Source organism: Actinoplanes sp. NPDC051475 (assembly GCF_040689425.1).
In the GTDB taxonomy this organism is placed as follows: domain Bacteria; phylum Actinomycetota; class Actinomycetes; order Mycobacteriales; family Micromonosporaceae; genus Actinoplanes.
This window is the reverse complement of the sequence record NZ_JBFAZZ010000010.1, coordinates 298,648-322,357: the sequence shown is the minus strand read 5'-3', so window position 1 is coordinate 322,357 and position 23,710 is coordinate 298,648. Positions and strand designations below refer to the sequence as shown.

Genomic DNA, 23,710 nt, shown 5'->3' with positions numbered 1-23,710 from the left:
GTGACGCGGTTCAAATCCTCATGCGATCAGAAATGTTCCACGGGGTGGTGTACCCCCCAGACGCCGCGCAACGTGTGACAGACCTCTCCCACCGTCGCACGGCGGCGCAAGGCTTCGCGCATCGGTGGCAGGACGTTGTCCGTACCCTCGGCGGCCTTGCGCAAATCGGCCAGGGCGGCCTCGACCGCGGCACCATCGCGCTCGGCGCGCAGGGTGGCGAGCCGGGCGACCTGGTCGGCCTCGATCTTCGGGTCGACCCGCAGCGGCTCGTACTTCTCCTCCTCGTCGACGGCGAAGCGGTTGACGCCGACCACGACCCGCTCACCCTCGTCGATCTGCTGCGAGATCCGGTACGCCGAGGCCTCGATCTCCTGCTTCTGGAAGCCCTGCTCGATCGCGTCGACCGAGGAGCCGTACGAGAAGACCCGCTCGATGAGCGCGGTGGCCGCCGCCTCGACCTCGTCGGTCATGGCCTCGATGACGTACGAGCCGGCGAACGGGTCCACCGTGTCGACCAGCCCGCTCTCGTACGCGAGCACCTGCTGGGTCCGCAGCGCCAGCCGTGCCGACTTCTCCGTGGGCAGCGCGAGAGCCTCGTCGTACGCGTTGGTGTGCAGCGACTGGGTGCCGCCGGCGACCGCGCCGAGGGCCTGCACCGCGACGCGTACCAGATTGACCTCGGGCTGCTGCGCGGTGAGCTGGACCCCCGCCGTCTGGGTGTGGAAGCGCAGCATGTGGGACTTGGGGTTCTTGGCGCCGAAGTCGTCCCGCATGATCCGCGCCCACATCCGCCGGGCCGCACGGAACTTGGCGATCTCCTCGAGCAGCGTGGTGCGGGCGACGAAGAAGAACGACAGGCGCGGGGCGAAGTCGTCCACGGCGAGGCCGGCGGCGATCGCGGCGCGGACGTACTCGATGCCGTTGGCCAGGGTGAACGCGATCTCCTGCGCGGGCGACGCCCCGGCCTCGGCCATGTGGTAGCCGGAGATGGAGATCGTGTTCCACTTCGGGATCTCCGTACGGCAGTACGCGAACGTGTCCGCGACCAGCCGCAGCGACGGCTTGGGCGGGAAGATGTACGTCCCGCGGGCGATGTACTCCTTGAGGATGTCGTTCTGGATCGTGCCCTGCAGGGCCGCCCCGGTGACGCCCTGCTCCTCGGCGACCAGCTGGTAGAGCAGCAGCAGGACCGAGCCGGGCGCGTTGATCGTCATCGACGTGGACACCTTGTCCAGCGGGATGTCGTGGAAGAGCCGGCGCATGTCGTCGAGGGAGTCGATGGCCACGCCGACCTTGCCGACCTCGCCGTGCGCGATCGGCTCGTCGGAGTCGTAGCCCATCTGGGTGGGCAGGTCGAAGGCGACGGAGAGGCCCATCGTCCCGGCCTTGAGCAGCTGGTGGTAGCGCGCGTTGGACTCCGCCGCGGTGCCGAAGCCCGCGTACTGGCGCATCGTCCAGGGCCGCTGGGTGTACATCGTCGGGTAGACGCCACGGGTGTACGGATATTCGCCGGGCCGGCCGAGCCGCTCCCCGATGTCCTCGGGCACGTCGCCGCTGTCATAGACCGGCTTGATCTCGAACCCCGATTCTGCGTTCACAAAGCGATCCTAAGGCGTCGTTCACCCCGCGTCAGGCCCGAGGGATTTTGCCCGCAGCGCCCGATAAGTTCCACTCTGTGCAACACCGCGGTAACGCACCGTCGAGATCCAGAGAACACCGGGCGACCCGCTTTTCGAAAGGGGGTGGAACCCGGCAAGATAGCGGGGTTGGCAGACCGCCCCCTAACCCCCTTCGGTGGCATCTCACGTGACTCAGATTCCGACGTGGAGCAGTGGCAACACGGCTCCGACCAGCGGACGCGCAGCCCCGGGCACGCTCATCGGCGGGCGCTACACGCTCCGCGCCGCGGTCGGACACGGCGGCATGGGCACGGTCTGGCGTGCCGCCGACACCCTGCTGCGGCGCGACGTGGCGATCAAGGAGGTCATCCTCCCGCCCGGCCTGGCCCCCACCGACCGCGACTCGATGTACGAGCGCACGATGCGCGAGGCGCGCGCCGCCGCGGCCCTGCAGCACCCGGCCGTCGTGCAGGTCTACGACGTCGTGCACGAGAACGGCCGGCCCTGGATCGTCATGGAGCTGCTGGAGGCCCGCAGCCTCGCCGACATGGTGATCGAGGACGGCCCGGTCGCCCCGCGCGTGGTCGCGAAGATCGGCATCGCCCTGCTCGGCGCCCTCGAGGTGGCCCACGCGCACGGCGTACTGCACCGCGACGTCAAGCCGGCCAACGTGCTGATCTGCACCGACGGCCGCTGCGTGCTCACCGACTTCGGCGTCGCGCGGATGCCCACCGACGTCCAGCTCACCACGCCCGGCATGGTGCTGGGCTCGCCGCACTTCATCTCCCCCGAGCGGGCCATGGGCAGCGACTTCGGCCCGCCCAGCGACCTGTTCTCGCTCGGCGTCACGCTCTACACCGCGATCGAGGGCCGGCCGCCGTTCGACAAGGGCGACCCCATCGAGACGATGCACGCCGTCGTCGAGGACCCGCCCACCCCGGCGGTGCGCGCGGGGTCGCTGACCCCCGTACTGATGGGCCTGCTCGAGAAGGACCCGGCCCGCCGCTTCGACGTGCAGACCGCCCGCACCATGCTGCGCCAGCAGCTCGCCGGCCCGCTGGCCAGCAAGGCGCCGCCGCACATGATGACGGACCCGTATTCGGTGGTGCCGTCGCAGCGCCCGCCGGCCGCGGAGACCCAGCCGATCCCGCCGCAGCCGAAGCCCGGCGGGCAGATCGGCGGCCGCGCCATGCTCGCCCCGGGCGACTCGCTCTCGGGTCACCTGGCCAAGGTCAAGCAGGGCGGCAGCCGCCGGGCGGAGAGCCCGGCCCCGGACGACCAGCCGACCGGCACCTACCCGCCCCCGCCCGGCCAGGAGAGCGACCGCACCAGCGTGATCCCGCCCTCGACCGGCGGCGACACCACCGGCGTGCTGCCTCCGCGGCAGCAGTGGGACGGCGCCCGCGCCGCCCGCGAGCCGATGCCGGGCGGCGGCGGCACCGTGATCATGAGCCCCGGCGCCAAGCGCAAGGCCACGATCGACAAGGTGACGACGACGGTACGGGCGACCACCGGCAAGGCCCTCACGACGGTGAAGGGCTGGCCGCGCAACACCCAGCTCGCCGCCGCCGGTGGCCTGGCAGTGGTGCTGGTGCTCGCCGTCGTGCTGGCCTTCTCCGGCGGCGACGACCCGGCCAAGACTCCGGCCGCAGCCGGAGTGCAGCAGGGCGGCCCCGCAGCGGCCACTTTCCCGACGGTGGCCTACAAGGGCCGTGGCACCAGCGTGTCCGTGCCCAAGGGCTGGACGAAGCACAGCAACGGCAGCTGGGTCGACTACGTGGACCCCGGCGCCGAGCGCAAGGTCCGGCTCCTGGTCGAGTCGGGCCGAGGGACACCCCAGGGCTTCCTCAGGATCGCCGAGAGCAACCTGAAGAAGAAGGGCTCCAGCTGCCCGAAGCCGTACGAGCAGGTCGGCCTCACCGACCGGACCATCGCCGGCAAGGCGGGCGCGGTCCTCGAGTACACCTGCTCCGACACCCGGCACGGCCTCTGGGGCGCGATCATCCAGGACGGCAAGGCGTACTCGTTCTACATGACCAGCACCGAGAAGCAGTTCGCCGAGAGCAAGCCGATCTTCGAGGAACTGATCCGGACCTTCACCCTCGACGCCGCATAGAGAAACGAGCCGTGCTATCCACTGAGCATGGCAACTGACGACCTCCGCACGCTGGCCGAGACCTGGCTGGCCGACGACCCCGACCCGGCAGGGCGCGACGAGATCCGTGCGCTGCTCGACCGGCTCCCGGACAGCGCCGCCGAACTCGCCGACCGGTTCGCCGGCCCGCTGACGTTCGGCACGGCCGGGCTGCGCGGCCGGCTGCGCGCCGGCCCGAACGGCATGAACCTCGCGGTGGTCACCCGCGCGGCCGCCGGCCTGGTCGGCTGGCTCGCCGCGCAGGGCGGCGAGGGACCGCTGATCATCGGGTACGACGCCCGGCACGGCTCGAAGGACTTCGCCGAGCAGACCGCCCGCGTGGCCACCGCCACCGGACGCGAGGCGCTCGTGCTGCCCCGCCCGCTGCCGACGCCGGTGCTGGCGTACGCGGTGCGCAAGCTGGACGCGGTAGCCGGGGTCATGGTCACCGCCAGCCACAACCCGCCCCAGGACAACGGCTACAAGGTCTATCTGGGCGCGCAGCTCGGCGGCCCGGCCGGCGCCGGTGCGCAGATCGTCCCGCCCGCCGACGCGGGCATCGAGGCGGCCATCCAGGCCGTCGGGACGCTGACGGAGGTCAAGCTGGGCGGCCCGGGCACGGTCCTCGGCGAAGAGATCGTCCAGGGGTACGTCGAGAGCGCGGCAGCCGTGGTCGCGGGCGGCCCCCGCGGACTCAGGGTCGCGTACACGCCGCTGCACGGGGTGGGCGGCGAGGTGCTGGCCGCCGCGTTCAACGCCGCCGGGTTCGACGCGCCGGCCGTGGTGGCCGAGCAGGCCGAGCCCGACCCGGAATTTCCGACGGTGGCGTTCCCCAACCCGGAGGAGCCGGGCGCGATGGACCTGCTGCTGGCGCTGGCCACCGAGCGGGGTGCCGACCTGGCCATCGCCAACGACCCCGACGCGGACCGGTGCGCCGTGGCCATCCCGGCCGGCGACGACGGCTGGCGGGCCCTGCGCGGCGACGAGCTCGGCGTCCTGCTGGCCGACCACCTGATCCGCCGCGGCACGCCGGGCACCTTCGCCACCACGATCGTCTCGTCCACCCAGCTGAAGGCGCTCTGCGCGGCCCGGGACACGCCGTACGCGGAGACCCTCACCGGCTTCAAGTGGATCGTCCGGGGCGCCGAGGAACTGGCGTACGGCTACGAGGAGGCGCTGGGCTACTGCGTGGCCCCCGACCTCGTCCGCGACAAGGACGGCATCACGGCCGCGCTGACCGTCGCCGAACTGGCCGCCACGCTCAAGGCCGAGGGCAAGTCGCTGCGGGACCGGCTGAACGAGCTGGACACCGAGCTCGGCGTGCACCGCACCGACCAGGTGTCGGTACGGGTCGACGACCTCGCCGAGATCACCCGCGCGATGGCGCACGTCCGGTCGAACCCGCCGGCCACCCTGCTCGGCCAGCCGGTCACCGAGGTCGAGGATCGGGCGCCGGTGGCCGACGTGCTCACGCTGCGTACGGCGGGCGCCCGGGTCGTGATCCGGCCGTCGGGCACGGAGCCGAAGCTCAAGGCGTACCTGGAAGTCATCGAGCCGGTCCGGGGCGGCAAGCCGGCCGACGCGCAGTTCCGGTCCGGGACCGGCATGGCCCAGCTCCGCAAGGAGGTCTCCGCGGCGCTGGGCCTGTAGGAACCGCCTACGACACCTTGGGGGCACCCAGGGCGGCCGAGATCGCGCGGCTCAGCGTCGCCACCACCAGGGCGACGCTGGGGCGCACGATCGAGTCCTCCAGGTTGCCCCCGCCGGCGAAGCCGGCCCCGTTCGCGATCTGCTCCAGCCGTTCGTGGGCGCGGGCCTGCTCCTCCGGCGGCAGCCGCAGCGCCGGCTCCATGCGGGTCGCGACCAGCAGGGTCGCCAGGGCCGCGGTCCGCTCGTCCGGGATCGCGTCGGTGATCAGCGCGTCGGCGAGCCGCTTGCGGATCTCCGCCTCGTACGCCGGATCCGTCGTCGGATAGCGGTGCACGTGGATGGCGCCCATCTGGGTCTCGTCCACGTCGCGGATGACCCCGCGGGTGACGAGATCCTCGAGGACCCGCTCCCGCAGCCGGTGGCGCAGGCGCTGGACCCACTGCGCGGGCGTGTGCGGATCGTCCGCGGCGGCCTTGGCGAGCACCAGGTCAGCGATCGGCTCCCCGATGGGGGTGGGGTCGTTGACGACGATGTTGCCCGCGACGTAGGCGATCCGGCCGGCCAGCGCGAGGTCGACCAGCACCGCCGCGGCCATGCCGAGGTCGAGTCCGATGCGGGAACCGGTCGCCTTGCCGGTCTGGTCGTCATACGCGAGGAGAAGGAGCTCCTCAGCGAGCGCGATGGAGGTCATGTCGGAAACGATAGTGGCCGGTGTCACCGTGGCAACTTCCCGGCGTCCGCCGAACGGGCTACTTCCCGGCATCGAGCATCCGATCCGCCAGCCGAGTGGCGGCATTGCCGTCGTCGAGGTCGCAGGCCTTGGCGGCGAACGCCCGGTAACGGTCGGTGTATTCGGGCGCGAAGGAGTCGATGTCGCGGATCGCGGCGATCACCTCATCGGACGTGGCGAGCAGCGGACCCGGCGCCTCGGCCTCGAAGTCGAAGTAGAAGCCGCGCAGCTCGTCGCGGTAGTGCGCCAGGTCGTAGGTGAAGAACAGCATCGGCCGGCCGGTGTTGGCGAAGTCGAACATCACCGAGGAGTAGTCGGTGATGAGGATGTCCGCGGCGGCCAGCAGGTCGGCCATGTCCGGGTACGCGGACACGTCGTAGACGAACCCGTCGCCGTCGCCCGGGATCTCGTCGAGCACGTTCGGGTGGCGGCGCACCAGCAACGCGTGGTCCTCGCCGAGTTTCGCCGCGGCGGTGTGGACGTCCAGCTGCATCGAGATCTGGTAGCCGCCGCCGCTGTAGTCGTCGTCGCGCCACGTGGGGGCGTACAGGACGAGCTTGCGCCCGGCCGGCACCCCGACCGCGGCCCGGACCCGCGCGGCGATCTCCTCCCGGTCACGGAAGAGCACGTCGTTACGCGGGTAGCCGATCTCCAGCAGTTCACCCTCGTACCGGAAGGCGCGGCGCAGGATCGGCGAGCTGAAGCTGTTCGGCGAGACGAGCATGCTCCAGTTCGGCGCCTCCTGGGCCAGCTTCTCCAGGTAGCGCTGGTCGGTGAAGCGCACGTCGGCGATGTCGAAGCCGATCCGCTTGAGCGGCGTCCCGTGCCAGGTCTGCACCACCACCTGACCCTCGCGGCGCCGGAACCACTCCGGTAGGTGCTGGTTGGTGACGATGTAGCGGGCGGTCGCCAGTGCCTCGTACCAGCGCCGGCTCCACAGCGGCACGGTGTCGGCGGTGTGCGGCACCGGCGCCTGCCCGTCGACCGAGACCCACAGGTGCTCCAGCGGCAGTCCCCGCGCGAGAAGCTCCTCGTGGACGGCGCGCGGGCTGTCCGAATACTGGCGTCCGGTGAAGCTGTTGTAGAGCACGACGTCACGCAGCGGCTTCTCGCGGGTCGCCGGATAGTGCCGGGTACGCAGCCGCACCTGGTTGCCGCGACCCCGCTCCTCCTCGTCCAGCGCGGACCGCACCCGCAGCACCACCCGCTCGTCGGCCAGCCACTCCAGCGAGACCCGCGGCGCGTCGCCGGCCAGCGGCAACGGCAGGCTCGCCAGGGCCTCCCCGGTGGCGGGCAACGGCTCGATCGGGTCCTTGCCGATGCGGAAGAGGACGTTCCAGGTTCCGGACCGCATCCGTACGCGGGTGCCGAAGCTCTCCACGGCCACCGGGTCCACGTCGGCGTACCAGGTGTCGCCGTCGCGGCGTACCGGGAAGGTCTTGGTCTCCCGGGCGTTCCCCGGGCGCAGGACCAGCTGGAAGTCGCCCTCGAGGCCGTGCAGCCGGCCGGTGAAGCGGTACTGACGGTCGGCGGTGGTGACACCGGTGAGCACCGGCCCGGTCGGCAGCGCCGCCAGGACCGGTTCGCCGGACGGTCGGGAGTGCAGGTGAACGGTGCGCATGCCGATGTCGATCGGGCTCCAGTCGCCGTCGTCGGCGAGCATGCAGGGCAGCTCGCCCTTGCGCTTCGTCCCGGTGGCCAGCTTGATCGTCCAGCGGTCCGACGGTTCGCCGATCCGCAGCCGGGCCAGGGGGGCCGACTCCGGCTGGAGGTCGGCCACCGGGAGGCGGAAGGTGAACCGGTCCCCGTCGAGCTCCAGCGGGCAGCGGCGCCACACCAGGCCCTCCACCCGGGACAAGATCGCCGTCGCCGGGGCCGCGCCCCGCACGGTGCCGGAGAAGACCATGGTGTCGCCGTCGCGCTGGACGCTCGTCAGGGTCGCCGCGACCCGCTCCACGCGCAGGCGCAACCGGCCGGCGGCCACGAACGGCGTGATCCGGACGTCGCCCGACCGGTACGCGGGCAGCGGCAGCGGGTTCGCCGGCTGTCCCATCTCCAGCGAGCCCTTGCTCTTGGTGCCCAGCCCCACCACGCCGACGACGACCGACCACTCACCGTCGCGCCACTCGCCCTCCGGGGTCCGCAGCGCCTGGGCGTCGATCAGCGCGTCGAAGCCGGACCAGTCGTACGACGTCTTGGCCGAGCCGTGGTCGGCCGTCGCGTCGACGCACCGCCGGTTGACCACCGGGGTCCGCCGGGTACGCAGGCCACCGTTCTCCTTCAGCCAGATCAGCCGCGACGTGCTCCACGGCCGCGCGGCGGACTGGCCGGGAATGAACGCGTGACCGCGGATCCGCAGCTTGCCGTCCTGCCACGAGACCTCGTGCACCTTGGTTCGCGGGCGAGGCGTGCCGGCGGTGAACAGCTCCGCCGGCAGCTGCGGCAGCTTCTGGTGGTACAGGTCCATGTCGTGGTAGCGGCGCAGCCCGCGGCGGGCGATCCGGCGCTGCTTGCGCAGCACCGGCAGCAACTCCAGGAGCTCGGGCAGCATCCGGTTCCGCACCAGGGTCCAGAGCACCCGCTGCACGGTCGGCAGCTCGAGGATCGCCTCCCGGTCGACGGTGTCGAGGTACGCATTCGTCCGCTCCAGGAACGTCTGGCAGTACTCGTCGTCGACCCGGGGCAGCACGCGCAGGAAGAGCATCAGGTCGCTCTTGAGGACGGACTCGTCGTACAGGCGCTTGAGCTGGTGGTGCCCCGCCTGGCCGAGCACCCGGCTGACCCCCCAGCAGTTCTCCAGCCGGTCGATGAAGGCGGGGATCTCCTCGCGGCGCTGGGTGATGGACTTGTCCGGCCCTTCGCGCTCCCGCCAGTAGTAGACCGGCACGTCCAGCACGTCGACCGACTTCGCGAGCACGTGCGCCGGGACCGTCACGGGGATGTCCTCGTACAGGACGCCCTCGGGAAATTCGAACTCGTGCTCGTCCCAGAAGCTGCGGCGGTAGACCTTGTTCCAGGCGGTCCGGTCACCCAGCAGCACGGGCAGCTGAGTGACATGGGTACGCAGCTTCGTGGCGGCGAACGGCGCCTTGTGCATCGCCGACTGGCTCAGGCCCTTGCTGTTGAGCCGCAGCACGTTCGCGCAGGAGAAGTCGGAACCGGTCTTCTCCAGGCTGCCCACGAGCACCTCGGCCGCGTACGGCGGGAGCACGTCGTCGCTGTCGACGAACATCAGGTAGTCGCCGGTGGCGTGCCCGGTGCCGGTGTTACGCGCCGCGCCGAGGCCGGCGTTCTGCTTGCGGACCAGCCGGAACCGCGGATCCCGGTCGGCGAACCGCTGCGCGATCACCGCGCTCTCGTCGGTCGAACCATCGTCGACCATGATGATTTCCAGGGCATCCCGATACTGCCCGGCGAGCGACTCTAGACACTCGTCGAGGTAGGGGGCCACGTTGTAAATGGGCACGACGACGCTGAGAACCGGGCTTGCCATCAGGGCAGGATAGGGCAGCGCCTCGCGGGCCCGTTCGCACCTCCTTCGATTCGCACCCTTAGGGTGGCGCCGTGCAGGCGATCCTGGCGACACTGGGCTACGTGACGTCGCCGGAGGGTGACGAGGTGCTCATGATCCGGCGGGACACCCGCCCCGACGACATCCACTTCGGTTACTACAACGGCCTCGGCGGCAAGCTCGAACCGGACGAGGACGTGGTGTCGGGGATGCGCCGCGAGATCCGCGAGGAGGCGGGCATCGAATGCCTCGCCGTCGATCTGGCCGGGACCGTCTCCTGGCCCGGTTTCGGCCGCAACGGGGAGAACTGGTTCGGTTTCCTGTTCCGCATCCCGGCCTGGACAGGAACGCCGTACGCCGCCATCGACGAGGGCAGCCTGCACTGGGTGCCGAAGGCGGACATGCTGGCGGGCCGCATCCCCATGTGGGAATCCGACCGCCACTTCCTACCCCTGGTCTTCGCGAAAGACCCCAAGCCCTTCCACGGCGTCATGCCCTTCCACCGCGGCAAGGCAGTCAGCTGGTCACACACCTCGGGTTGACCACAACCACCCTGGTTCGGCCCCAACCCCACTCGGATTTCGCCCGTCGGTGTCGAGGGCGCCGAAACGGACTAGGCGCCCTTTGCCGTGGTTCGTTTTGGTGTCCTCGACATCGACCTCCCGGGGCGAAATCCCATCGAGCTCCGCTCGATCAGAAGCGCGGCATGCCGCCGAACTGGCGGTCGCCTGCGTCGCCGAGGCCGGGGACGATGTACATCTTCTCGTTCAGGCCCTCGTCGATCGAGGCCGTGACCAGGCGGAGCGGGAGTCCGGAGTCCTTCAGGCGCTGGATGCCCTCGGGCGCGGCCAGCACGCAGCAGATGATCACGTCGGTGCAGCCACGGTCGACCAGGAGGCGGCAGCAGTGCACCAGCGAGCCGCCGGTGGCCACCATCGGGTCGAGGACCAGCACCGGCAGGCCGGAGAGGTCGCCGGGCAGCGATTCCATGTAGGCGCGGGGCTCGTACGTGTCCTCGTCGCGGGCCAGGCCGACGAAGCCCATGGAGGACTCGGGCAGCAGCGCCAGCGCCGAGTCCGCCATGCCGAGGCCGGCGCGCAGGACGGGCACGATCAGCGGCGGGTTGCCGAGGCGGGTACCCCTGGTCGGCGCGACCGGCGTCTCGATCGGGAACTGCTCGACGGCGAAGGAGCGCGCGGCCTCGTACACGACCATGGTGGTCAGTTCGTGCAGGGCGGCGCGGAACACACCGGAGTCCGTCTTGGCGTCGCGCATGACGGTGAGTCGGGTCTGGGCCAGCGGATGATCAACGACAAGTACGTCCACGCCGCTCAACCTACCGGGGTTCTCCAAGATCAACTGCTGGTGGGCTGCGTAGAATCGTCCTCATGACTGCGACGACGACGTCGAGGCTGCCCGACCTGTCCGGTTCCGCCTTCAACCTCCGGTCTTTCCTGCACGGACTGCCCGGGGTCGACAAGGTCGGGGTCGAGGCGCGGGCGGCGGCCCTCGGCACCCGGTCGGTGAAGACCACCGCCAAGGCGGCCGCCATCGACCTGGCGATCCGGATGGTGGACCTCACCACCCTCGAGGGCGCCGACACCCCCGGCAAGGTCCGCGCCCTCTCCGCCAAGGCGCTGCGGCCCGACCCCGCCGACCCGACCTGCCCGAGCGTCGCCGCGGTGTGCGTCTACCCCGCGATGGTGCCGGTCGCCGCCGAGGTGCTGCGCGGCACCGGCGTCCACCTGGCCAGCGTGGCCACCGCCTTCCCGTCGGGGCAGGCGCCCCTCGACGTCAAGCTCGCCGACACCCGCGACGCCGTCGCCGGCGGCGCCGACGAGATCGACATGGTGATCAGCCGGGGCGCGTTCCTCTCCGGACGCTACGACGAGGTGTTCAACGAGATCGTCGCGGTCAAGGAGGCGTGCGGCACCGCCCACCTCAAGGTGATCCTCGAGACGGGCGAGCTGGAGACGTACGACAACGTGCGCCGCGCCTCCTGGCTGGCGATGCTGGCCGGCGCCGACTTCATCAAGACCTCCACCGGCAAGGTGCCCGTGGCCGCAACCCTGCCGGTGACGCTGGTGATGCTGGAGGCGGTCCGCGACTTCCGGGCCCGGACCGGCCGCCAGGTCGGCGTCAAGCCCGCGGGCGGCATCCGCACCACCAAGGACGCGATCAAGTACCTGGTGCTGATCAACGAGACGGTCGGCGACGACTGGCTCGACCCCGACTGGTTCCGCTTCGGGGCCTCGTCGCTGCTCAACGACCTGCTCATGCAGCGCACCAAGCTCACGACCGGCCACTACGCCGGCCCCGACTACTTCACCCTGGACTGATGGGCATGTTCGAATACGCTCCCGCACCCGAGTCCCGCTCAGTCGTCGACATCGCTCCCTCGTACGGTCTCTTCATCGACGGTGAGTTCGTCTCGCCGGCCTCATCGGGCGGGGTCTTCAAGACCGTCAACCCGGCCACCGAGGAGGTCCTCGCCGAGGTCTCCACCGCCGGCCCCGAAGACGTGGACCGGGCGGTGGCCGCCGCCCGGCGCGCGTCCGGCCCCTGGTCCGCGCTGCCGGGCGCCGAGCGCGCCAAGTACCTCTTCCGCATCGCCCGCATCATCCAGGAGCGCTCACGCGAGCTGGCCGTCCTCGAGTCGCTCGACAACGGCAAGCCGATCCGGGAGTCCCGCGACGTCGACCTCCCGCTGGTCGCGGCCCACTTCTTCTACTACGCCGGCTGGGCCGACAAGCTCAGGTACGCGGGCTTCGGCGACGACCCGCGGCCGCTGGGCGTCGCCGCGCAGGTCATCCCGTGGAACTTCCCGATGCTGATGCTGGCGTGGAAGATCGCCCCGGCGCTCGCCACCGGCAACACGGTCGTGCTCAAGCCGGCCGAGACCACCCCGCTGTCGGCGCTGTTCTTCGCCGACGTCTGCCGCCAGGCCGACCTGCCGCCGGGCGTGGTCAACATCGTCACCGGCGCCGGCGAGACCGGCCGCACGCTGGTCGAGCACCCAGGCGTCGACAAGGTGGCGTTCACCGGCTCCACCGACGTCGGCCGCCAGATCGCCCGCTCCGTCGCCGGCACACGCAAGCGGCTGACGCTGGAGCTCGGCGGTAAGGCGGCCAACATCGTCTTCGACGACGCCCCGATCGACCAGGCCGTCGAGGGCATCGTCAACGGCATCTTCTTCAACCAGGGGCACGTGTGCTGCGCCGGCTCCCGGCTGCTCATCCAGGAGTCGGTCTACGACGAGGTGCTGGAGTCACTCAAGCGCCGGATGGCCACCCTGCGCGTCGGCGACCCGCTGGACAAGAACACCGACATCGGCGCGATCAACTCGGCGGAACAGCTCGAGCGCATCCGTACGCTGTCCGACATCGGCGCCGAAGAGGGCGCCGAGCGCTGGTCCCCGCCGTGCGCCCTGCCGTCGCAGGGGTTCTGGTTCGCCCCGACGATCTTCACCGGCGTCACCCAGGCGCACCGGATCGCCCGCGAGGAGATCTTCGGCCCGGTCCTGTCGGTGCTCACCTTCCGGACCCCGGCCGAGGCGATCGAGAAGGCCAACAACACCCCGTACGGGCTGTCGGCCGGCATCTGGACCGAGAAGGGGTCGCAGATCCTGGCGGTCGCCGACAAGCTGCGCGCCGGCGTCGTGTGGGCCAACACGTTCAACAAGTTCGATCCGACGTCGCCGTTCGGCGGCTACAAGGAATCCGGTTACGGCCGTGAGGGCGGCCGGCACGGCCTGGAGGCGTACCTTGCCTGAGTCTTCCTCGTCCCGCTCGCGCAAGACCGCCCCCGCGGCGGCCGGGAAGGCCGTCGCGGTCCGGAGGTCGTCGCCGGTCAAGGCGGGCGCCTCCGCGAGCGTCCCCGCCGTCAAGGCCACCGCCCCGGCGGCACCGGCCGGGCGGCTCGCCGTACGCAAGACCTACAAGCTCTTCATCGGCGGGGCGTTCCCCCGCAGCGAATCAGGACGGACCTATCTCGTGGACGGCGACAACGTCGCGCTCGCCTCCCGCAAGGATGCGCGGGACGCCGTCGTCGCGGCGCGCAAGGCCCAGCCCAAGTGGGCCGGCGCCACCGCCTACAACCGCGGCCAGGTGCTCTACCGGGTCGCCGAGATGCTGGAGGCCCGGCGCGCGGAGTTCGTCGCGTGCGGCGTCCCGGACGCCGAGGTGGAAGCCGCCGTCGATCGCTGGGTCTGGTACGCCGGCTGGGCCGACAAGATCGCCCAGGTGCACGGCGGCGCCAATCCGGTCGCCGGCCCCTTCTTCAACGTCTCCGCGCCCGAGCCGACCGGAGTCGTCGCGCTCGTCGCCCCGGCGTCGTTCCTCGGCCTGGTCAGCGTCATCGCCCCGGCGATCGTCACCGGCAACACGGTCGTGGTCCTCGTCGCCGCGCCGCAGGCCGCCGTCACCCTCGCCGAGGTGCTCGCCACCTCGGACGTGCCGGGCGGAGTGGTGAACATCCTGACCGGGAACGCCGCCGAGACCGCGCCCTGGCTCGCTTCCCACGATGACGTGAACGCGCTGGACCTGACCGGCGTCACGGATCCCGCACTCGCCGCCGAGCTGGAGCGCTCCGCCGCCGGCAGCCTGAAGCGGGTCGTCCGCCCGCCGGCCGGCGAACCGGACTTCACGGCCGACCCCGGCCTGGCGCCCATGACGGCCCTGCTGGAGACCAAGACGGTCTGGCACCCGAAGGGGTTCTGACCCGCGGTCGGTGGGACGCGGTCGGGCCCCGCCCAGGTCCGACCACTAAGGTGTGCCCTGACTCACCCATCCGAACAGCTTGCGAGAACCAACCCGGAGGTCAGCGTGGCCAGCCAGACGCCCGAAGAGGCCGCAGAAACCTCGTCGGTCAGGGACGGCCACTCCGGCCGTACGCTCTGGGACGAGGTCCGGATCTCCCCGGTGGAGATCGCCATGCCGGGTGGCGTCGCGCTGACGCTCCGGGCGTACCGGAAGGCCTCGGAGCTCACCCCCACCGAGGTCGAGGTGGACGAGGACGACCCGTTCGAGGCGCGCGAGCGCGCGGCGGCCGCGCGCGCCGCCGAGGACGAGGAAGTGATCGTCGACGACGAGTTCGCCGCGCTGGTCGCCGAGGGTGAGGCCGACCCCAAGGGCCAGAAATCGGGCGGCGTTCTGCGCGACGAGGACGGCGAGATCGTCGAGGAGCCCGACCCGGAGGACTTCAAGGACGACGCATCGGAGGAGGCCGAGGAGCAGACGGAGGACGAGGAAGTACCCGTCTTCCTGAGCCACCGCGGCAAACTGCTGGCCTTCAAGACCCCCGAATCGCTGGTCGCCTTCATTCAATCGGGTGCTCCGCACGACCTCGCACAGCTCGACACCTGGGACACCGTCGCCGAGCGGGTACAGTCGTCCGACGTCGACCCGCAGCCGGAGGATCGCTACGAGCTGGACCTCGTGGTGGAGAACCTGCGCGGCGGTCACGACACATGGGACCTGTCGCTGCTCATCGCCGCGGGCGAGGTGGCCCGCGACCTGGGCCACGCGCTTCGGCTGAAGCCGGTGATCCTGGCGTTGTCGCCGGGCTCGCCGCTCGACGACCTGGACGAGTCCCTGCGGTCCGCAGAAAGTGGCGGAATGGGCGGTTTCTTCGGTCGTCGCAAGCTCCGTAAAATCGGGGCGCAACAGGCGAGTCTGGGGTGGCGCTCCGTCATCGGCAAGATCTCTGCCGCTGTGGACTGGCGCGACTGACCCCTCACCAGGGACCATCAGTCCTTGGCCGAGAACTAGGTCGCGAACAACCCTCACCCGGGGAGGAGGACGACGCCGTGGCGCTCGTGCGCGTGTACTGCGGTCTGGCGTCGGCTGATGAGACGGTGCGATCGGCCTCGGCCGGATCGGCCCTGACCATCGCCGTGGTGGACGACGCGGGGCGGCTGCTCGGCGTCCATGAGATCAGCGACGACCCGGCCGGATACGCCCAGCTCGGGATGCTGCTCGTGGAGCGGACCAGCGGTTTCACCGAGGCCGCGGTGGCCGCGGACAGCGACGACCACATGGTCACCTCGCTGCTGACCGCCGCCGGACGACCCCTCGTGGTCGCCGACGACGACTCCGCCGACGACTTCGCCGAGCGCTTCTCCGACGACGACTCCGCCGAGGAGATCGCCGCGCCACCGGCCGCCCGCCGCGCCGTGGGCCTGGCCCGCGCCCTGCAGGCCGGCGCCATCGCCGCCGTCACCATCCCCGCGCCCCGCGAGCTGGTCAGCTACAAGCCCGTGCTCGCCGCCCACGTCGCGATGCTCAACGGCCGCTACTCCGCCGCGCTCGCCCTGCGTGAGGTGCTACGGGAGCTGTATCCGGCGGCGCTGCGGGCGTACCCGGATCCCGCGCACCCGCTGGCCCTCGCCGTGCTCGACGCGGTGCCGGAGCCAGGCCGGCTGACCGCTCGCGGCAAGGACGCCCAGGACGTCGCCGAGGAGGTCGCCGCCGAGCTGACCCGCGCCGGCGCCGGCACCGAGGACCAGGTCGTCTCGGCCGTCACCGCGCTGGTCGTGGCGATCAGCGAGTCGCCCCGCCGCGGCGGCGTCAACAAGGCCCTCGCCCCGGCCGCCGCCGACACCGTCCGTCACGCGGTGGCCGCGGTGCGCTCCTGCGACTCGGCCTGCGAGGCCCTGATCGGCACGCTCGCCGCCAGGGTCAGCCAGCAGGCCGCCGGAGTGGCCGGCCGCCGCCAGGCCGGCTCCCGCCGCGCCGCCGACCCGGCCGTCGCCGGCCCGGCCGCCGTCGGCCTGCCGAGCCGCCCGACTTCCAGCCTGCCGACCCGGCCCTCCTCCGGCCTGCCGGCCCGGGCGAGCGACACGGGCACCCGCCTCACCCGCCGTGGCCGCCCCGAGCCCGCCACCACGGGCGGCGGTCCGGTGACGCCCCGCCCGCTGACCACCCCGCCGGTCGCCCCGCAGCCCGTCATGCCGCCGCCGCTGGCGCCCCGCCCGGTCACGCCGCCGCCGGTCGCCCCGGCCGCGAGCCTGCCGACGCGTACCCCGGACCCGGGCCCGGCCAGCCGCCCCGTCTCGGTGCCGCCGCCCCCGCCGGGAATGACCCCGATCACGCCGGGCTCGCGCCCGTCGTCGGTGCCGCCGGCCGACTCGGGACAGCCGTTCCGCCCCACTTTGACGAACGCCGCCATGAGCAGCGCCCGCGCCGAACGCCAGCGCACGGTCATCCCGCCGAGCACCCGCAGCGGCACCGGCCCGGCGGCGAACGGCGCGACGGACTACTCGCTGCCAATGCCCGTCCAGCGCTCGGTGTCCGAGACGTCCGAGCCGGGCTCCCGCGCCAACTGGCCCCTGCTCAACAGCGGCGACGACGCGGCGACCCCACCGGCCGCCGCGGTGAGCAGCCCGCCGGCTGACGGCCGGGTGAAGCCGCCGTGGCAGGACATGCCCCAGGAGCCGCCGGCCCTGCGCCTGGTCGAGCAGGGTCTGGGCGGGCTGGGCAACACCTCGCCCGACGCCGCGATCGGCGAGCCGCCGCCCCTGCGCCTGGTCGACGACCGCAACGGCCGTACCAGCCGCATCACGGCCCGTCGCACCGCGCCCACCCTCACCGCCCTGGACCGCAGCTCGACCCCGCCGGTCCCGGCCGAGGGCGACGGCGACCTGCTGATCTTCGCGGCGGCCCGTTCCGCCTGGTTCACCGGCCACAGCGAGTCGGCCTCGACGGCCGACCTCGACTGGAGCAGCCCGATGGACACGGGCTGGCAGGCCGCGGAGAAGGCGGCCGCGCCCGCGGTGGCCGCGGAAACCTCGGCGGGCCTGCCCAAGCGGGTGCCCCAGGCCAACCTGGTGCCGGGCTCCCCGCTGCGCGAGGAGCGCCCGCTGCGCATCGTCCGCGACGCCGCCAGCATCGCGGCGCACACCACCGGCTACTTCCGCGGCTGGCGCCGCGGCCAGGAGATCGGCGGGTACGCGATCGGCGGCCGGCCGGGCCGCGAGGCGGCGGGCGGCTGGGACTTCAGCCGGGACGGCCAGGAGTCCGAGGACTACCGCAACGCGGGTTACCCCAGCCGCTGAGCCGCGCCGAGAAGGCTCGGCCTCTAAGGCCAGTACTCGGGCCGGGTTCGGCGGAGTACGCCGTCCAGCGGCCGACTGAGCAGCCTCCGAGGCCCATACACCGGTGCCTGGGCCGGGGTCGGGCTACCGTTCGATCATGGATCGATCGGGGGAACCCGTAATGGACGTGCAGGAGCCGCCGCCGGACGGGGGCACGAGACCGCTGGTGGCCACCATCAGCCTGCTCGGCGTCCTCGTGACGGGTCTGTCCCTGGCGGCGGTCGAGCGGCTCGATCGGTCCGCACCCGCACGTTTCCTGGCCGTCGCCGCAGTGGTCACGGCGCTGACCGCGGTCCTGGTGGCGCTCGCCGGTCAGCTGTCGGGGGCGGCCTCCTCGCCGAAGGCGCCGGGGCGCAAGGCAATCCTGCTGGCCGCGGCGCTGAGCGGGATGGCGGTGCTGCTCGCCGGTGCGGGAACGCTGTTCGTCGTCCTGGCCCGGAAGGACTCGGGAGCCGTCTCCACCGAGCCCGCCATGGTCGTCCAGCGCACCAGCACGGTCGGCAACATGGACACCGTCACCGCGGAGCTGTCGTTCCCCGGCCTGAAGGCCGGCAGCGTGGTGAACGCGACCATGGCCGGCATCAGCGTCGACTCCCGGTACGTCCTGACCCGGACCGCGGTGCGAGTCAACGCGGACGCCCCCGCCTTGGTCCGGATGACCGCGCCGGTCACTGCCGGGGACGAGGTCGTCATCGAAGCGACGTCACCGGGGCACAGCTGCGAGGTGCGCCTGCCGTCGGGCGAAGCCGGTGGCGAAACCCCGCTGCGCTGCAGCAGCCGGTGATCTGACCGCGAGCACGCAAAAGTCCCGCTCTGGCGTCCAGAGCGGGACTTTCGACGGAGCGTCAGGCCGGTGCGACCGCGCGCGAGCGACGCATCGTCAGGACGTACTCGACGAGCGAGATGAGTACGTTCTTCGTCGACTCGCGGTTGCGGGCGTCGCAGCTGACCACCGGTACGTCGCTGGAGATCGCGAGCGCGTCGCGGACGTCCTGCGCGTTGTGGTACTGCATGCCGTCGAAGCAGTTGATGGCCACCAGGTACGGCAGCCGCCGATGCTCGAAGAAGTCGATGGCGGCGAAGCAGTCCGCGAGCCGGCGGGTGTCCACCATGACCACGGCACCGATGGCGCCCCGGACCAGCTCGTCCCACATGAACCAGAAACGTGTCTGGCCCGGCGTGCCGAACAGGTACAGGATCAGATCCCGATCGATGCTGATGCGACCGAAGTCCATCGCCACCGTGGTCGTCGTCTTCCCCGGCACCTGCCGGTTGTCGTCGACGCCCACGCCGGCGGAGGTCATGATCGCCTCCGTGGTCAGCGGGGTGATTTCCGAGACGGACCCCACCAGCGTCGTTTTTCCGACGCCGAACCCACCGGCGATCACAATCTTCGCCGATGTCACGCGCCCGGCGGTCGGCCGGCGCGCCATGTCAGAGCCTGCGAAGTCCACTCAGCACCCTTTCCAGCAGTTCCGTACCCACCGCATCGGTTTCATCCTCCAGCGATGTCGGCTCGTAGACCGCCACCAAGCCGTCGTGGGCCATGTCGGCGACGATCACTCGAGCTACCCCGAGCGGTAGTTGCATGCGTGCGGCGATCTCGGCCAGCGACTGAACTCTGCCGCCGTCACACATCGCCGCGATGTACTGGTGTTCGCTGCCGCCCCGGCCAGTTCCGGTGGAACGGCCGCGGACGGTGGTCTCGACGAGCGCTTCCAGTGCGATCTCAAGCCTGGGCCGGGTCCGGCCACGGGTCACGGCGTACGGTCTGACCAGTGCGCCGGTCGGCTCATCGCGTTCGGGCATCGTCACCGCTCACCCCATCCCTTGGCCCATAGAAGTGTCCCGTGCTTGTCAAGGTTTTGGACAGATACCGGACGGATCCGGTCCACCATCCGTTCAGCCGAGAACCCCGGCCGCCGAGCGCGGAGCCGGCGTCAGAGCCTCGCCCACACGATCGACCAGCAGCGCCATCTCATAGCCCACCTGGCCGACGTCGCAGCTGCGCGCCGCGAGTACGGCGAACGACGAACCGTCCGAGATCGACATCAGGAAGAGGAACCCGTTGTCCATCTCGACGACCGTCTGCAGCACCGCGCCGCCCTCGAAGCAGCGCGCGGCGCCCTGGGTCAGGCTGACCAGGCCGGAGGCGATGGCCGCCAGCTGATCGGCACGATCCCGGGGAAGGTCCCGCGAGGCCGCGAGCAGCAGACCGTCGGCGGAGACCGCGATCGCGTGCGCCACCCCGGGAACGCGGTCGGCAAAGTTGGCGAGGAGCCAACCCAGATCCTGCGTACTTGTCATGCCTCATGCTCCTTGCCAGCCTGCGAGGACTGCTGCCCTCCCGGAGTCTCCTCCGGGTTGGTCGATTGTTCCTTCGTGCGACCGCGCTGCACACCCCGGTGGTACGCGGACAGGAGCCCACGGACCGCCTCGGGAGTACGGCGTTGAACGGAGGTCTCGGCCCGGTCGACGCCACCCGGGACGAGCTGTGCCATCGGCGTCCGGCGCGGCAGGCCGGCCGTCGTGGTGGTCTCCACCGGCATCTCGGCGGCCTTGCGAGCCGCCTGCCAGCCTTCGTCGGCCGCGGTCTCCCAGGGGTTGACCGGACCGCCGTTGACGGAGGTGCCGTTCGCGGAGGTGCCGTTCGCGGCGACCGCCCCTGCGCCGACGGGGGCCGGATCCCGGTCACCGTTGCGCGTCTCGGGGGACATCGCCTGCTGGGGAACGCTGCTCGAACGGGCGGGTTCGCCGGTCGAGAACCGCTGCGCGCTCACCACATCGGCCGGTGCCGGCTCCGGCGCCGGCGCCGGGCTCTCGGCGACCGGGGTCGACTCGGTCGGCCGGAGCTCGCTGGGCCGCGCGGTCGTGAACCAGGCCGACTCCAGCTCCCGGAAGATCGGCAGCTCCATCGTCTCGTCCGCGAACTGCGACTGCGTGTCGCCCGCGGCCCGCTGCCGAGCCGCGGCTTGGGCGGCGGCGATCTGCGCCGCGGCGGTCGCCTGGGCGGCCGCGGCCTGCTGGGTAGCCGCCTCGTGGGCCGCTGCGGCGGCAGCGGCGGACCGGTCGGCCTCGCTCTGCGGCGCCGTACTGCCCGGCGTCGCGTTCTGCGGGTCGGTCGGGCGGGCCACCTGTGGCTGGGCCCCGGTGCCGGCACGCTCCGCGCGATACCGCGGGAACTCGGCGGTGAGGTCCAGGGCGGCCGCCAGGCTCTCCGGGACGTGCGGGGTGCTGTGCTCGCGGTCCGCGGAGACCGGCGGCCAGGCCGGCGGGTTCGCGGCGGGAGGTGCCGAGTGCGGCCGGTTGACGCTCGGCGGGGCCGAGGTCGGCGGGCCGGAGACGGGCGGCGACGACACCGGACGCCCACCACCGTACGGCGGGGCGGACGGCACCGGCGGCGCGGAGACCGGCGGCACCGGCGGAGCCGACACCGGAGGCACGAACGACGACCGGCCCTGCGTCTCGGGGCTCGGCGGCAGCTGGCGCGGGATGGTGTGCCCGAAGGAACCCGTGTCCTCCGGCCGGTATCCCTCGCCGTTGCGGCGCTGCGGCAGGCCGTCGCCACCGGCGAAGCCCTGCGGGCCGGACTGCGGCAGCGGCGGGATCGGCTCGTTGCTGCGCGGGCCGTGGTAGCCGTTGGCGCCGGTCGAGCCGTTGGCGAAGCCGTTCGGGCCGCCGAAGCCGTTCGGAGCCCCACCGCCGAAACCGTTGGCCGGCGGCTCGAAGCCGTTGGAGGGTGCACCGGTCAGGTCGGACCAGGCCGGCGCGGAGCGGCCGGCGCCCGTGCCGAGCATGCCGCCCGAGGGCATCGGTGGGTTCGGGTCGAACGGGCGGCCGCCGGGGTAGCCACCGCGGCCGTTGGCGCCGCTCTCGAGCGCCAGCGGCGGCTCGGCGAACGCCGGGCGGCCACCCTGCTCGACACCGGCGAAGGAGCCGGCACCAGCCGGAATGCGGCCGGCCGTCTGGGGCGAGGTGAGGACGCCCACCGGCAGGCCGACGTCGGCGACCGTGCCGCGCTCGGTGTCGGCCGGGCGGAGCTCGACCTTGACGCCGTGCCGGGTGGCCAGCCGGGCAACCACGACGAGGCCCATCATGCGGGAGACCGCCACGTCCACCATGGGCGGGTTGGCCAGCCGCTCGTTGAGGTCGCGCAGCTGCTCGCGGCTGATGCCGATGCCGCGGTCCTCGACCGAGAGCACCGCGCCGTCACCGAGGCGCCGGGCCTCCACGACGACGTGCGAGTTCGGCGGCGAGAACGCGGTCGCGTTGTCGAAGAGCTCGGCGACCAGGTGGACCATGTCGTTGACCGCGTGCGCGGACACCTCGAGGTCACGGTCGATCATGCCGAACTCGATGCGGGTGTAGTGCTCGACCTCGGACTGCGCGGCGCGGAGTACGTCCACCAGAGCGGCCGGCTCGCGCTGCACGCGGGTCGAGTCGGCGCCGGCGAGAACGAGGAGGTTCTCGTCGTTGCGGCGCATTCGAGTGGCCAGGTGGTCGAGCTGGAAGAGCTCGGCCAGACGGTCCGGGTCCTCCTCGCCGCGCTCGAGGCGGTCGAGGTGGCCGATGAGCCGGTCGACCAGGATCTGCGAGCGGCGGGCGAGGTTGACGAACATCGTCGCGACGGAGGACCGGAGCGCGGCCTGCTCGGCCGCGGTACGGACGGCTTCCAGGTGGACCGCGTTGAACGCCTCGGTAACCTGCCCGAACTCGTCCCGGCTGCGCACCGGCAGCGGCTCGGCGACCTGGTCGGCCACCTGCGCCGGGGTGAGCGAGCCGGTCAGGGCCGGATCGCGCAGCCGCTCGACTGCCTGGGGCAGACCGAACTGGGCCACGTTCAGCGCGCCCTGGCGCAACTCGCGCAGGGAGCGGGCCATGGACCGGGCGACCAGCCAGGCGAAGGCGATGGCGAGCAGCAGCATGCCGAGCAGGATGCTGGTCTCGATGAAGACCCGTCGCTGCACCCGGTCGCGGATGTCGGTGGCCTGGGCCACGATCTCGGTGTCGAGCTTGTTCTCGACACTGCGGAACAGGTCGTTGTAGCCGACCATCGAGGTCTCCCACTGCTCCCGGTTGAACGGGATCTGGGTGGACCGGTTGGCGGCGAGGTTCTGCAGCGGCTTGGTGAGGTTGGTGGCCGCTCGAGCCGCCGGGCCGTTGATGACCCGGTCGATGAGCGCCTTGTCCTCGTTGCTGGCGACCTGCCGCATCGAGGCGTCGGAGATCGTGTAACCGGTGTCGGTGAGCAGGAACTCCCGGCGCAGCCCGGGCGTGAAGTCGGCGGTGCCGAGCACCCGGTGGCCGACGTCGCGCTGCTGGGAGATGTAGTTCTTGGCCCGGGCGACGCCGGCGACCACGCGGAGGCGGTTGCTCAGTGCCGTGTCCTGCGCCAGCTGTGCGGAGGCGTCACGCACGTTGAGCAGGTCCTCGATCAGGGGGCTGTAGTTGGCCTCGACCTCGGCGGCGTCGAACTGGTCGTTCGCCGTCTGGCTGCGATACGACGGCAGCTCCTCGAGGTTGCGGTCGAGCCGCACCAGCAGGGTGTTGACCTGTGCCGGGATCTCGTCCAGCGCGGCCTTCTGCTGCGAGTAGGGCAGCTTGGCCGCGTCCACCTTCGGGTGCTCGCGGGTGTACGCCAGGACCGCCGCCTCGCGGTCGGGCGTGTCCGGCTTGGTGGTCGCGATCATCACGCCGAAGGCGCGTTCGTTCTGCAGGTGATCGACGAGTCCACCGGCGGCCTCGGACAGCACGGAGAGCGTGCGGGCGCGTTCGGCGTTGCTCGCCTCGTCGATGTGGTCGATCAGGCCCTGGGTACCCACGATGATCGTCGCCAGCGTGGGCACGAGCATGATGAGTCCGAGCTTGGACCAGATCGGGAGATCCCGCAGCCGACCGGCCGGTCGGCGGAGACGCGACATGACAGCGTTCGCCGTCTGGGGGCGCTTGCTCACGTCACCGTCCTCCTGATTCG

General features: G+C 71.8%; 17 protein-coding genes. 9 read left to right on the top strand and 8 right to left on the bottom strand.

Annotated elements, in window-relative coordinates; all coding sequences use genetic code 11:
* Window positions 1–26: 26 nt before the first annotated feature.
* Entirely contained in the window at window positions 27–1,598 is a 1,572-nt protein-coding gene (locus AB0368_RS22325; RefSeq protein WP_366155832.1) for a methylmalonyl-CoA mutase family protein, read from the bottom strand.
* A gap of 208 nt (window positions 1,599–1,806) precedes the next feature.
* Between AB0368_RS22325 and AB0368_RS22320 the strand changes: the two genes are divergently transcribed.
* A complete protein-coding gene (locus AB0368_RS22320; RefSeq protein WP_366155831.1) occupies window positions 1,807–3,735 on the top strand; it encodes a serine/threonine-protein kinase in 1,929 nt (642 codons plus the stop codon).
* A gap of 27 nt (window positions 3,736–3,762) precedes the next feature.
* Entirely contained in the window at window positions 3,763–5,403 is a 1,641-nt protein-coding gene (locus AB0368_RS22315) for a phospho-sugar mutase (protein WP_366155830.1), read from the top strand.
* A 7-nt stretch (window positions 5,404–5,410) separates the two neighbouring features.
* On the opposite strand, the gene AB0368_RS22310 is transcribed toward AB0368_RS22315, so the two are convergent.
* Together AB0368_RS22310 and AB0368_RS22305 are read right to left on the bottom strand one after the other, a co-directional pair.
* Window positions 5,411–6,094 (bottom strand): GPP34 family phosphoprotein, encoded by a 684-nt coding sequence (locus AB0368_RS22310; RefSeq protein ID WP_366155829.1) that lies wholly within the window; start codon window positions 6,092–6,094, stop codon window positions 5,411–5,413.
* Between the two features lie 58 nt (window positions 6,095–6,152).
* A complete protein-coding gene (locus AB0368_RS22305; RefSeq protein WP_366155828.1) occupies window positions 6,153–9,626 on the bottom strand; it encodes a bifunctional glycosyltransferase family 2 protein/CDP-glycerol:glycerophosphate glycerophosphotransferase in 3,474 nt (1,157 codons plus the stop codon).
* Between the two features lie 71 nt (window positions 9,627–9,697).
* Between AB0368_RS22305 and AB0368_RS22300 the strand changes: the two genes are divergently transcribed.
* Window positions 9,698–10,186, top strand: coding sequence for an 8-oxo-dGTP diphosphatase (locus tag AB0368_RS22300; RefSeq protein ID WP_366155827.1), 489 nt, complete (start codon window positions 9,698–9,700; stop codon window positions 10,184–10,186).
* A gap of 151 nt (window positions 10,187–10,337) precedes the next feature.
* Here the strand turns inward: AB0368_RS22300 and upp are convergent, their stop codons facing one another.
* A complete protein-coding gene (gene upp, locus AB0368_RS22295) occupies window positions 10,338–10,970 on the bottom strand; it encodes a uracil phosphoribosyltransferase (RefSeq protein ID WP_366155826.1) in 633 nt (210 codons plus the stop codon).
* 62 nt (window positions 10,971–11,032) lie between these two features.
* On the opposite strand from upp, the gene deoC reads away from it, so the two are divergent.
* The 6 genes from deoC to AB0368_RS22265 all read left to right on the top strand — a co-directional run bounded on the left by deoC (window position 11,033) and on the right by AB0368_RS22265 (window position 18,520).
* Window positions 11,033–11,983 carry a deoxyribose-phosphate aldolase gene (gene deoC, locus AB0368_RS22290; RefSeq protein WP_366155825.1) on the top strand — a complete coding sequence of 317 codons (951 nt, stop codon included), beginning with the start codon at window positions 11,033–11,035 and terminating at the stop codon, window positions 11,981–11,983.
* A gap of 5 nt (window positions 11,984–11,988) precedes the next feature.
* Window positions 11,989–13,416 (top strand): aldehyde dehydrogenase family protein, encoded by a 1,428-nt coding sequence (locus AB0368_RS22285; protein WP_366155866.1) that lies wholly within the window; start codon window positions 11,989–11,991, stop codon window positions 13,414–13,416.
* A gap of 175 nt (window positions 13,417–13,591) precedes the next feature.
* A complete protein-coding gene (locus AB0368_RS22280; protein WP_366155865.1) occupies window positions 13,592–14,362 on the top strand; it encodes an aldehyde dehydrogenase family protein in 771 nt (256 codons plus the stop codon).
* Window positions 14,363–14,467: 105 nt separating this feature from the next.
* Complete coding sequence (locus AB0368_RS22275; RefSeq protein ID WP_366155824.1) at window positions 14,468–15,373, top strand: DNA primase; 906 nt, start codon at window positions 14,468–14,470, stop codon at window positions 15,371–15,373.
* Window positions 15,374–15,450: 77 nt separating this feature from the next.
* Window positions 15,451–17,697 carry a transposase gene (locus AB0368_RS22270; protein ID WP_366155823.1) on the top strand — a complete coding sequence of 749 codons (2,247 nt, stop codon included), beginning with the start codon at window positions 15,451–15,453 and terminating at the stop codon, window positions 17,695–17,697.
* A gap of 160 nt (window positions 17,698–17,857) precedes the next feature.
* On the top strand, window positions 17,858–18,520 hold the full coding sequence (locus AB0368_RS22265; protein ID WP_366155822.1) for a hypothetical protein: 663 nt from the start codon (window positions 17,858–17,860) through the stop codon (window positions 18,518–18,520).
* A gap of 61 nt (window positions 18,521–18,581) precedes the next feature.
* On the opposite strand, the gene AB0368_RS22260 is transcribed toward AB0368_RS22265, so the two are convergent.
* From AB0368_RS22260 to AB0368_RS22245, 4 genes are all read right to left on the bottom strand, one after another.
* Window positions 18,582–19,169, bottom strand: a complete 588-nt coding sequence (locus AB0368_RS22260) for an ATP/GTP-binding protein (RefSeq protein WP_071807363.1) — start codon at window positions 19,167–19,169, stop codon at window positions 18,582–18,584.
* A gap of 1 nt (window position 19,170) precedes the next feature.
* On the bottom strand, window positions 19,171–19,545 hold the full coding sequence (locus AB0368_RS22255; protein WP_366155864.1) for a DUF742 domain-containing protein: 375 nt from the start codon (window positions 19,543–19,545) through the stop codon (window positions 19,171–19,173).
* Window positions 19,546–19,638: 93 nt separating this feature from the next.
* On the bottom strand, window positions 19,639–20,043 hold the full coding sequence (locus AB0368_RS22250) for a roadblock/LC7 domain-containing protein (RefSeq protein ID WP_014447580.1): 405 nt from the start codon (window positions 20,041–20,043) through the stop codon (window positions 19,639–19,641).
* Window positions 20,040–23,690, bottom strand: coding sequence for a sensor histidine kinase (locus tag AB0368_RS22245; protein ID WP_366155821.1), 3,651 nt, complete (start codon window positions 23,688–23,690; stop codon window positions 20,040–20,042). The genes AB0368_RS22250 and AB0368_RS22245 overlap by 4 nt, the downstream gene beginning before the upstream one ends.
* Window positions 23,691–23,710: the final 20 nt, after the last annotated feature.

What these genes read in the sequence shown, in the direction of transcription:
- AB0368_RS22285 (WP_366155866.1), top strand. Translation starts at nt 11,989, where the DNA reads ATGTTCGAATACGCTCCCGCACCCGAGTCCCGCTCAGTCGTCGACATC.
- AB0368_RS22310 (WP_366155829.1), bottom strand. Translation starts at nt 6,094, where the DNA reads ATGACCTCCATCGCGCTCGCTGAGGAGCTCCTTCTCCTCGCGTATGAC.
- AB0368_RS22250 (WP_014447580.1), bottom strand. Translation starts at nt 20,043, where the DNA reads ATGACAAGTACGCAGGATCTGGGTTGGCTCCTCGCCAACTTTGCCGAC.
- AB0368_RS22315 (WP_366155830.1), top strand. Translation starts at nt 3,763, where the DNA reads ATGGCAACTGACGACCTCCGCACGCTGGCCGAGACCTGGCTGGCCGAC.
- AB0368_RS22265 (WP_366155822.1), top strand. Translation starts at nt 17,858, where the DNA reads ATGGACGTGCAGGAGCCGCCGCCGGACGGGGGCACGAGACCGCTGGTG.
- AB0368_RS22260 (WP_071807363.1), bottom strand. Translation starts at nt 19,169, where the DNA reads ATGGCGCGCCGGCCGACCGCCGGGCGCGTGACATCGGCGAAGATTGTG.
- deoC (WP_366155825.1), top strand. Translation starts at nt 11,033, where the DNA reads ATGACTGCGACGACGACGTCGAGGCTGCCCGACCTGTCCGGTTCCGCC.
- AB0368_RS22305 (WP_366155828.1), bottom strand. Translation starts at nt 9,626, where the DNA reads ATGGCAAGCCCGGTTCTCAGCGTCGTCGTGCCCATTTACAACGTGGCC.
- AB0368_RS22255 (WP_366155864.1), bottom strand. Translation starts at nt 19,545, where the DNA reads ATGCCCGAACGCGATGAGCCGACCGGCGCACTGGTCAGACCGTACGCC.